At 68.1% G+C, this 9,788-nt stretch carries 11 protein-coding genes and 1 riboswitch; of the genes, 3 read left to right on the forward strand and 8 right to left on the reverse strand.

Annotated features, from left to right (window positions below; genetic code table 11):
- Nucleotides 1-210 (forward strand): hypothetical protein (locus H7290_RS03405; RefSeq protein WP_290512610.1); only part of this gene is annotated, 210 nt, incomplete at its 5' end.
- Here H7290_RS03405 and H7290_RS03410 read toward each other — a convergent pair.
- The 4 genes from H7290_RS03410 to H7290_RS03425 are packed head-to-tail and all read right to left on the reverse strand — an operon-like array spanning nucleotide 143 to nucleotide 3,396.
- Entirely contained in the window at nucleotides 143-2,341 is a 2,199-nt protein-coding gene (locus H7290_RS03410; protein ID WP_290512611.1) for a cation-translocating P-type ATPase, read from the reverse strand. The genes H7290_RS03405 and H7290_RS03410 overlap by 68 nt on opposite strands.
- Nucleotides 2,338-2,574 (reverse strand): heavy-metal-associated domain-containing protein, encoded by a 237-nt coding sequence (locus tag H7290_RS03415; protein ID WP_290512612.1) that lies wholly within the window; start codon nucleotides 2,572-2,574, stop codon nucleotides 2,338-2,340. The genes H7290_RS03410 and H7290_RS03415 overlap by 4 nt, the downstream gene beginning before the upstream one ends.
- A gap of 10 nt (nucleotides 2,575-2,584) precedes the next feature.
- Complete coding sequence (locus H7290_RS03420; RefSeq protein WP_366927592.1) at nucleotides 2,585-2,866, reverse strand: metal-sensitive transcriptional regulator; 282 nt, start codon at nucleotides 2,864-2,866, stop codon at nucleotides 2,585-2,587.
- Nucleotides 2,867-2,877: 11 nt separating this feature from the next.
- Nucleotides 2,878-3,396 (reverse strand): DUF305 domain-containing protein, encoded by a 519-nt coding sequence (locus H7290_RS03425; protein WP_290512614.1) that lies wholly within the window; start codon nucleotides 3,394-3,396, stop codon nucleotides 2,878-2,880.
- A gap of 56 nt (nucleotides 3,397-3,452) precedes the next feature.
- On the opposite strand from H7290_RS03425, the gene H7290_RS03430 reads away from it, so the two are divergent.
- On the forward strand, nucleotides 3,453-3,881 hold the full coding sequence (locus tag H7290_RS03430) for a PaaI family thioesterase (protein WP_290512615.1): 429 nt from the start codon (nucleotides 3,453-3,455) through the stop codon (nucleotides 3,879-3,881).
- Nucleotides 3,882-3,923: 42 nt separating this feature from the next.
- A riboswitch (ZMP/ZTP riboswitch) is annotated at nucleotides 3,924-4,010 on the forward strand.
- 45 nt (nucleotides 4,011-4,055) lie between these two features.
- Nucleotides 4,056-5,300, forward strand: coding sequence for a phosphoglycerate dehydrogenase (gene serA, locus H7290_RS03435; RefSeq protein ID WP_290512616.1), 1,245 nt, complete (start codon nucleotides 4,056-4,058; stop codon nucleotides 5,298-5,300).
- A 27-nt stretch (nucleotides 5,301-5,327) separates the two neighbouring features.
- Here serA and H7290_RS03440 read toward each other — a convergent pair whose 3' ends face one another.
- The 4 genes from H7290_RS03440 to H7290_RS03455 form a co-directional block, all read right to left on the reverse strand.
- Nucleotides 5,328-6,176 carry an NAD-dependent protein deacetylase gene (locus H7290_RS03440; protein WP_290512617.1) on the reverse strand — a complete coding sequence of 283 codons (849 nt, stop codon included), beginning with the start codon at nucleotides 6,174-6,176 and terminating at the stop codon, nucleotides 5,328-5,330.
- Nucleotides 6,177-6,267: 91 nt separating this feature from the next.
- Nucleotides 6,268-6,792: a DUF1697 domain-containing protein gene (locus tag H7290_RS03445; protein ID WP_290512618.1), complete on the reverse strand. Its 525-nt coding sequence runs from the start codon at nucleotides 6,790-6,792 to the stop codon at nucleotides 6,268-6,270.
- 146 nt (nucleotides 6,793-6,938) lie between these two features.
- The gene (locus H7290_RS03450) at nucleotides 6,939-8,378 is read right to left on the reverse strand and encodes an MDR family MFS transporter (protein ID WP_290512619.1); all 1,440 of its coding nucleotides are present in this window, start codon (nucleotides 8,376-8,378) and stop codon (nucleotides 6,939-6,941) included.
- Between the two features lie 43 nt (nucleotides 8,379-8,421).
- A partial coding sequence (locus tag H7290_RS03455; RefSeq protein ID WP_290512620.1) for an FAD-dependent oxidoreductase occupies nucleotides 8,422-9,788 on the reverse strand: 1,367 nt, incomplete at its 5' end.

Below are 9,788 nucleotides of genomic sequence, written 5' to 3' on the forward strand. Positions count from 1 at the left end.
CACGAGCTCCCGCCAGTCCTGATCAGCGCAGTCCTGATCAGCGCAGTCCTGATCAGCGCAGTCCTGATCAGCGCAGTCCTGATCAGCGCAGTCCTGATCAGCGCAGTCCTGGTCAGCGCAGTCCTGATCAGCGCAGTCCTGATCAGCGCGGTCCGAGCGGTGCGAATCGGCGCAGGCGAAGGCTGTTGGTCACGACGAACACGCTGCTGAAGGCCATCGTGAGCCCGGCCAGCAGGGGGTTGAGCAACCCGGCGGCGGCCAACGGGATGGCGGCGACGTTGTAGGCGAAGGCCCAGAACAGGTTGCCCTTGGTGGTCCGCAAGGTTGCCCGCGAGAGACGGACGGCGTCCACCGCGGTCGCAAGATCGCCCTTGACGAGGGTCAGGTCGGACGCCTGGATCGCCACGTCGGTTCCGGTTCCCATGGCGATGCCGAGGTCTGAACCGGCCAGGGCGGCGGCATCGTTGACCCCGTCGCCGACCATCGCGACGACCCGCCCCTCGGCCTGGAGCTCGTTGACCGCGCGCAGCTTGTCCTCGGGCGTGACCTCCGCGATGATCCTGTCGATGCCGACCTGCGCCCCCACGGCCTCGGCCACTGCACGGTTGTCGCCCGTGAGCAGCACCGGCTCGAGGCCCAGGGCCCGTAGGTCGCGGACGGCGTCGGCAGACGACGGCTTGATCGTGTCGGTCACCGTGATGGTGCCTCGGACTGCGCCGTCCCACGCGACCGCGACGGTCGTGCCGGTAGGCGGCTCGGCGACGTCCAGCCCCATGGACCGCAGCCAGGTCGGACGTCCGACGACCACCGCGCGGCCACCGACGCTGCCGGTGACCCCAAAGCCTGCGTAGTTCTCGAACTCCGTCAGGGGGTCGGGCTCGGCCAACGAGGCGACGGCGCGGGCGATGGGGTGCTCGGAGCCACTCTCGAGCGAGGCAGCCACGAGACGCAGCTCTGCGGCATCGACGCCGGGTGCGGGGTCGACCGACACGACACTCATGCGACCCGTGGTGATGGTGCCGGTCTTGTCGAGCATGATCGTGTCGATCGCCCGGGTCGACTCGAGTACCTGGGGGCCCTTGATCAGGATGCCGAGCTGCGCGCCGCGGCCCGTGCCGACCATCAGCGCGGTCGGGGTGGCGAGCCCGAGGGCGCAGGGGCACGCGATGATCAGCACGGCCACCGCCGCGGTGAAGGCGGACGTGACGGAGCTGCCGAGCAGCAGCCACGCCGCGAGCGTCCCCAGCGACAGCACGATGACGGCGGGGACGAACCACGCCGAGATGCGGTCGGCGAGGCGCTGCACATCCGCCTTGCCCTCCTGCGCCTCCTCGACGAGCCTGGCCATCTGGGCAAGCCGCGTGTCAGCGCCGACGGCGGTCGCGCGCACCACGAGTCGTCCGCCCTGGTTGATCGTCGCCCCGGTGACTGCGCTGCCCGGGGCGACCTCGACGGGGACCGACTCCCCGGTGAGCATCGCTTCGTCGACGGCGGAGGAACCTTGCTCGACCTGCCCGTCGGTGGCGATCTTCTCGCCGGGCCGGACGACGAATCGGTCGCCCTCGAGCAGGTCTGCCAGGGGGATCGTCGATTCCCGGTCGCCACGCAGGACAGTGACATCGCGTACCCCGAGATCGAGCAGGGCCCGCAGTGCGGCGCTCGACTGCATCTTGGCGTTGGCCTCGAGGTAGTGGCCGGCCAGGATGAACACGGTGACCGCACTGGCCACCTCGAGGTAGATCTCGTCGTGACCGCCGGCGCCGGCGAACCAGGTGATCTGCATCGTCATGCCGACCATGCCAGCGTCGCCGAGGAAGAGGGCCCAGAGCGACCACAGGAAGGCCGCGCCGACACCGACGCTGACGAGCGTGTCCATCGTGGCGGCGCCGTGCCTGGCGTTGACGAGGGCTGCCCGGTGGAACGGGTAGGCACCCCACACCACGACCGGCGAGGCGAGAGTGAGGGCAAGCCACTGCCAGTTGTCGAACTGCAGCGCGGGAATCATCGACAGCACGACCACGGGCAACGCGAGTGCAGCCGACACTCTGAGCCGGCGAAGCAGCGAGGCGGTGCTGTGCAGATCGTCGTGCTCTGCGTGCGAGTCGCCAGCCGCGACAGCTGGCTGTCCGGCAGGCGGGCGGACGGAGGCGGTGTAGCCGGTCTTCGCCACGGTGTCGAGCAGGGTCTGCGCCTCCACCCCCTCATCGGTCTCGACGGTGGCCTTGCCGGTGGCGTAGTTGACGGTGGCCGAGACGCCATCCAGCTTGTTCAGCTTCTTCTCGACCCGCATGGCGCACGACGTGCAGGTCATGCCGCCGATGTCGAGCCTGAGCGTGCTCACACTGGTGGCAGGTCGGCGGCGGTCGCCATGGCGTAGCCCGCCTCCTCGATCGCTCCGCTCACCCGTGCTGCGTCGAGGGGAGTGCTGCTGTCGACGGTGGCGGTCGACGTCTCGCCGACAACCAGGTCGATGTCGACACGGGTGACACCGTCGAGCGCACGGATCTCTTCGGTGACGGCGGCGACACAGTGCTCGCAGGTCATGCCGACGATGCGGTAGGTCTCGGTGGTCATGATGGTCCTCTCACGAACGGACGAGGCGGGCGATTGCCTGCGACGCTTCTCTGACCTTGATGTCGGCTTCCTCGCCGCCAGCCCGGGCGGCGTCAACGACGCAGTGCGCCAGGTGCTCGTCGAGAAGCTTGAGCGCGACCGCCTCCAGCGCCTTGGTCGTCGCGGACACCTGGGTGAGGACGTCGATGCAGTACGTGTCGTCCTCGACCATGCGTATCAGGCCACGCACCTGGCCCTCGATCCGTCGCAGCCGCTTGAGCACGGCGACCTTGTCGTCGGAGTAGCCGGGCACGACGGTGGCAGTCATCCGAGCAGCCCCTTCATCGTGGCGATCTCCTTCTCCTGCGCGGCGATGATCTTCTTGGCGAGTGCCTTGGCGTCGCTCGACGAGCCGTCCTTGATCTCTGTCTTCGCCATCGTGATGGCACCTTCGTGGTGCCTCGTCATGAGCTGCAGCCAGAGCCGGTCGAAGCCAGCTCCGGTCGCCTGACCGAGGCGGCTCATCTCCGAGCCGCCCATCATCCCGTCTGAACCCATGTCCATGTTGCCCATGCCGCCAGTCTTGACGTCCCAGTCGTCGAGCCATCCCTTCATCTGGTCGATCTCCGGGGCCTGCGCTGCCTTGATCTGCTTGGCGAGTGCTTCGACGTCCGGCGATGCGCCGGCGCCAGCGACCATGTCAGCCATCTGCACGGCCTGCTGGTGGTGGGGAACCATGTCCCGGGCAAAGGTGACGTCGGCGTCGTTGTGGTCCGAGGACCCGCCGCATGCGGCGAGCGCGAAGAATGGAAGGAGGGCGAGGAGGCTCACGAGTCGTCTCATACGCCAATGATACCCCCTAGGGGTATGAGTCACAAGCCCGAACCTAGAGTCGGGGGGTGACTGACATCCCCGGACTGGACGGCATGCTCGGCGTCGAGCACGTCGAGGCCTCCGCAGACAAGGTGGTCGTGCGTTTCACGATAGGCGATCACCACCTCCAACCCTTCGGCATTCCGCACGGCGGCGTCTACTGCGCGGTGCACGAGTCGACAGCGAGCATGGCCGGGCAGATCTGGCTGGGTGACAGGGGCATCGTGGTCGGCACGAACAACTCGACCGACTTCATCCGCCAGGCCAAGGTCGGCGACACGATCACGGTCACCGCGACGCCGATCCACCGCGGCAGGTCGCAGCAGCTGTGGCACCTCGACTCGGTCAACCAAGAGGGCAAGCTCATCTCTCAAGGGCAGGTACGCCTGGCGAACCTCGACCAGCAGGTGCCCGCCGAGCTGCTTGCGCAGTTCACCGGGATCGACCCACGCTGAACGATGGTGCGGCGCCGCCCGGCGGGAGCCGTTACGATGAGCGAAGCTGGCCGCGACTGGCGTTGAGGTGGATACCACCGGGGAGCGGCTGCAACCACGACATCGGGACCGTTCGCCTGGGCCCCACGTCAGCCGATGTTTGCTGACTGGAGGCAACCGAGAATGATGATGACCATGACACCCACCACGCCCTTCCCGGCCGAACGGCTCGAGGACAGCAATGTCCGCGTCCTGCTGCTGGAAAACATCCACCCGAACGGGGTCGAGTTCCTGCGGGGCAAAGGTTTCCAGGTCGAGACCCGCGACAGCGCGCTCAGCGAGAACGAGCTGATCGAGGCCATTGCAGGCGTCCACCTGCTCGGTATCCGGTCGACGACCTACATCACCGAGAAAGTCCTCGATGCCGCACCCGACCTGATCGCCATCGGTGCCTTCTGCATCGGCACCAACCAGATCGACCTGGCCGCCACCACGAGTCGTGGCATCGCGGTCTTCAACGCGCCGTACTCCAACACCCGCAGCGTCGTCGAGCTGGCGATCGCCGAGATCATCTCACTCGCGCGCCGCCTGCATGAAAAGTCCACCGACATGCATGCCGGCATCTGGAACAAGTCGGCAGCCGGAAGCCACGAGGTGCGCGGCCGCACACTCGGCATCGTCGGTTACGGCAACATCGGCAGCCAGCTGTCGGTCATCGCCGAGGCCCTCGGGTTCAAGGTCGTGTTCTTCGACATCGACGACAAGCTGGCCCTCGGCAACGCCCAGCGCTGCTCGACGATCGAGGAGCTGCTGCAGATCTCCGACGTCGTGACGCTGCACGTCGACGGACGCCCCGGCAACGCTGGGTTGTTCGGCGCCGACGAGATGAGCCAGATGAAGCCGCGGGCGATGTTCCTCAACCTGTCGCGTGGCATCGCGGTCGACACCGCGGCACTGCGCGAGCACCTCGAGTCCGGACACATCTCGGGCGCCGCCATCGACGTCTTCCCGGTCGAGCCCAAGCGGCAGGGCGACCCTTTCGAGTCTGATCTTCGCGGACTCAAGAACGTCATCCTCACGCCGCACGTCGGTGGGTCCACCGAGGAGGCCCAGCAGGACATCGGCCGGTTCGTGGCGTCCAAGCTGCGGGCCTATGCGTCGTTCGGCAGCACGTCGCTGAGCGTCAACATGCCGGAGATCAACCTGCCGTCCGACAGCTCGAAGCACCGGCTCGCCCTCGTGCACCGCAACGCCCCCGGCGTGCTGGCCACGATCAACGGTTTGCTCGGCGAGCACGGCGTCAACATCGAGGCGCAGTCGCTGTCGACCCGCGGTGACATCGGCTACGTGCTCACCGACGTCGCGGCCGAGGTCGGCACCGAGGTGCTGCAGGAGCTTGCGGCGCTGCCTGAGTCTGTCCGTCTCCGCCAGCTCTCCTGACCCCACCGCCGAGGAGGGGTGGGGACGCTAACCCACCGCCGAGGTGGGGGACGAGAGGGAGGTCAGCGTCTCGGCGCAGCCTGACTCGAGCTTGACGGTGGCGAGGTCGTCGCCCCGGGTCGTGCCACGGTTGATGATGACGATCGGGATCGCCCGCTTGTGGGCAGCACGGACGAACCGCAACCCTGACATGACCTGGAGCGACGATCCGAGCACGACGAGTGCCTCGGCCTCCTCGACCCATGCGTATGACTGCTCGACCCGCTCCTTCGGGACGTTCTCGCCGAAGAAGACGACATCGGGCTTGAGCTGCTCGGCGCCGCACGACTTGCACGGTGCGACGACGAAGCCGGTGGTGTCGTCGAGAATGGCGTCACCGTCGGGTGCACTGTCTGCCGTGCGCAGGTCATAACCAGGATTGAGCGCACAGAGCTGGCGGTGGAGATCGGCCCGCGGGGTCAGGTCGTGGCAGGCGAGGCAGATGACCCGGTCGATGCGGCCGTGCAGGTCGACGAGGCGGCGATGCCCGGCGCGTTCGTGCAGCCCATCGACATTCTGGGTGATGAGCCCATGGAGCTGGCCCTCGCGCTCCATCGCGGCAAGCAGGTGGTGGGTGCGATTGGGCTCGGCCGAGCTCATGCGGCCCCAGCCGACGTGCGCGCGCGCCCAGTAGCGCTGCCTGCCCTCGGGCGTCCGCACGAACTCTTGGTACGTCATCGGCGTGCGGGCAGGCGATCCTGGGCCGCGGTAGTCAGGAATGCCCGAGTCGGTGGACAGGCCGGCGCCTCCCAGCACGAGGAGGCGGCGATCGCCAAGCACCCTGCGCGTCCGCGCGATGTCGGCCGGTTCGGGTTGCCGCCACGCACGATCGTCCACGGCACCAGCGTACGTACCCCCGGTGACTCACGCTTCCCTGAACGTGGGCGCCCGTTCGACCAGCGCTGATCGGGACCGGACGCCCACGTCCTCAGCCAGCGAGCTCGATCAGCTTGCGCACGGTGTTGAGATTGCGGGCGGTGCCCGGCGTGCTGAGTGCGCGCATGACCGAGTCGGTCTTCATCTGAGGCTTCCCGGCGCCGTTGGCATAGCGGATGTGCAGGTCTGAGCCGATGACGGTCCACTCGTCATCGCCGGTGTCGAAGGCTCGCGCCCTCGCGATGGCGGCCGAGGTGGGTGTGCCGGTGAGGGAGCTGACGTAGGAGTACCGGGCCTCGACGACGGCGAACGGATGCGCCTCGAGCGCCCGCGCCAGCTCGTCGGGGGTGCGGGACATGACGTCGCGCAAGAACCCGAAGCGCTCCTCGACGGCCTGCTCGAGCGCCCGGTCGAAGGCTGACGCGCTGCCCGGCACGTCGGCGATCAGGTTACCCGAGGCGATGTAGGTCGAGACGTGTCTTGCGCCGAGATGCTGCGCGATCTCCCGCAGATCGGCCATCGGCAGGGTGGCGCCGCCGACGTTGACCGCGCGGAGAAGGACGATTCGTCGGTTCACCCGATGACCCAGCTCACGACGAAACCGTATCGCCTTCGAGCTCAGCGGGTCATGAGCATGACCAAGAAGGCGTCATGAGGCCGCTGACCACGACGGCGGCCGCGGGCCAGGCCCACGCAGATCGACCGGCCCGACGGTGTTTGGCCTCAGCTGAGGCCAGGGGTGCGTCGCGGCATGATCGCGATGGCGGCCACCATGACGAGCGAGGCCAGCCCTGCGCCGATGAACACTTCATGGATGGACGGATCGAGGATGCGAGCCGGCAGGTTCTGAAGGTCCGGGTGCGACCCACCCACCTGTCGGGCCACCGCCGCGTTGGCCACGGCACCGAACACCGCGATGCCGAGGGCGCTGCCGACCGACCGGGCGAACATCGTCGTGCCGGTGACGACGCCCCGGGTCTGCCAGTCTGCCGACGACTGCGCCGCCACCAGCACAGGCGAGGCGATGAAGCCAAGGCCGATGCCGACGACGAAGCACGCCGCAGCGAGGTGCAACACGGAGCTCTGAGGTCCGACGAGGAGCAGGAGACCGGCGCCGACGATCACGAAGGACGACCCGAAGAAGGCAGTGTCGCGGAAGCCGAAGCGGAGGTAGAGGCGTCCCGACAGGGCAGCGGCGATGGGCCAGCCCAGCGTGAGCGCGGCGACGGCGAAACCGGCCACGATCGCGCCCCTGCCGAGGACGCCCTGGGCGTACAGGGGAACGTACGACGTGAGGCCGATCAGGAGCACGCCGACGACGAGGCTCGCCGAGCTGGCGCCCACCAGGACTCGTCGGCGGAACACCCACAGCGGCAGGATCGGCTCGGCGGCGCGACGCTCGACGAGCCCGAACGCGATGATCAAGGCCGCGGCGGAGGCCAGCACCGCGATGCTCGTGGGTGAGGCCCAGGCCCACGCGACGCCGCCCTCGAGCAGGCCGAGCACCAGGAGCGAGCCGCCGGCTGCGAGCAGCAGCGCCCCGGCATAGTCGATCGAGTGCTTCTGGTGGGCGACCTTCTCGGTGAAGCGGCGTCCGAGGACCATCGCGGCTGCGAGTCCGATCGGGATGTTGACGAAGAAGATCCATCGCCACGAGAGGTAGTCGGAGAACACGCCGCCGAGGGTCGGTCCGACGACGGACGACACACCCCACACGCTGGCGAGGTAGCCCTGCACCTTGGCCCGTTCTGCCACGGAGTAGATGTCCCCGATGATGGTCTGGCCGATCGGCAGCACCGCGCCGGCCCCGAGTCCCTGGACGGCCCGGAAGATGATGAGCGAGGTCATGCTCCAGGCTGCACCGCACAGCACTGACCCGAGCAGGAAGATCGTGATGCCGAGCAGCATCATCGGTTTGCGGCCCACCAAGTCGGCGAACTTGCCGTAGAGCGGCACCGAGATCGCCTGGGTGAGCAGGTAGATCGAGAAGAGCCACGGGAACTGCGTGAAGCCGCCAAGGTCATCGACGATCGACGGCACCGCGGTGGCCAGGATCGTGGCATCGATGGCGACGAGACCCGTCGACAGCATGACTGCCAGCAAGATCGGCCCACGTGCGGATCGCAGGCCGACGGAGGCGCGGGTCGGCGAGGGGGCGGTCACATCAGGGCTTCAACCCGTTCCGGCCCGCAACGATTCCCGATCGTCAGAGCCGGGCCGCCAGCTCGGTGGCCTGTTTGATGGCGCGCTTGGCGTCCAGCTCTGCCGCGATGTCGGCGCCGCCGATGACGTGCACGGGCTTGCCGGCCGCCTCGAGCGGCGCGATCAGGTCGCGCACCGACTCCTGCCCTGTGCACAGCACGATCGTGTCGACCGCGAGCACCCGCGACTCGGCGGTGTTCTTTCCGGTCGCGATCGTGATGTGCAGGCCGTCGTCGTCGATCCGGTCGTAGGTGACGCCCTTGATCATCTCGACGCCGGAGTCCTTGAGCGTGGTGCGGTGCACCCAGCCGGACGTCTTGCCGAGGCCCTTGCCGATCTCGGTGTTCTTGCGCTGAAGCAGGAACACCTCTCGACGGGGCGGAGCCTTGATCTTCGTCCCGAGGCCGCCTCGCTCCAGCGCCGGGTCGGTGATGCCCCAGCGCTCCATCCAGTGCTCGACCGACTCGTGCGGCTCGTGCAGCAGGAACTCCGAGACGTCGAACCCGATGCCGCCAGCGCCCATGACCGCGACGCGCCGGCCGACGTTCGCCCCGTGCCGGATGACGTCCTGGTAGTTCACGACCGTGGGGTGCTCGATTCCTGGCATCGACGGGATGCGCGGCTCGACACCGGTGGCCACCACGACCTCGTCGAAACCCAACAGCTCATCTGCTGTCACCCGGGTGCCGAGGTGCAGCGTGACGCCGTTGATCTCCATGCGGCGCGAGTAGTAGCGGATCGTCTCGCTGAACTCCTCCTTGCCCGGAATGGCCATCGCGAGCCGGAACTGCCCGCCCACCTCGGGCAGCGCCTCGAACAGCTCGACGTCGTGCCCGCGCCCCGAGAGCTCGGTGGCGGCGGCGAGGCCGGCCGGCCCGGCCCCGACGACGGCGATGCGCTTGGTCGACCGGGTCGGCAGCAGGATGAGTGAGGTCTCATGGCCCGCGCGCGGGTTGATCATGCAGCTCGCCCGCTTGTTCTGGAACGTGTGGTCGAGGCAGGCCTGGTTGCACGCGATGCAGGTGTTGATCTCGTCGGCCCGGTTCTCGGCAGCCTTGGTGACGAAGTACGGGTCGGACAGCAGCGGCCGGGCCATCGACACGAGGTCAGCCTGCCCCGAGGCGATGATCTCCTCGGCGACCTCGGGGGTGTTGATGCGGTTGGACGCCACGACCGGCACCGACACCTCGGGCCGGAGCTTGGCGGTGACCCAGGAGAATGCTCCACGCGGTACCGAGGTGACGATCGTGGGGATGCGCGCCTCGTGCCAGCCGATGCCGGTGTTGAGGATCGAGACACCGGCGGTCTCGAGCTTCTTCGCGAGGTCGACGGTCTCCTCCCAGCTCTGCGCATCATCGACGAGGTCGAGCA

Source organism: Aeromicrobium sp., from assembly GCF_014378035.1.
Lineage (GTDB): Bacteria > Actinomycetota > Actinomycetes > Propionibacteriales > Nocardioidaceae > Aeromicrobium.

What these genes read in the sequence shown, in the direction of transcription:
- H7290_RS03415 (WP_290512612.1), bottom strand. Translation starts at nt 2,574, where the DNA reads ATGACCACCGAGACCTACCGCATCGTCGGCATGACCTGCGAGCACTGT.
- H7290_RS03425 (WP_290512614.1), bottom strand. Translation starts at nt 3,396, where the DNA reads ATGAGACGACTCGTGAGCCTCCTCGCCCTCCTTCCATTCTTCGCGCTC.
- serA (WP_290512616.1), top strand. Translation starts at nt 4,056, where the DNA reads ATGACACCCACCACGCCCTTCCCGGCCGAACGGCTCGAGGACAGCAAT.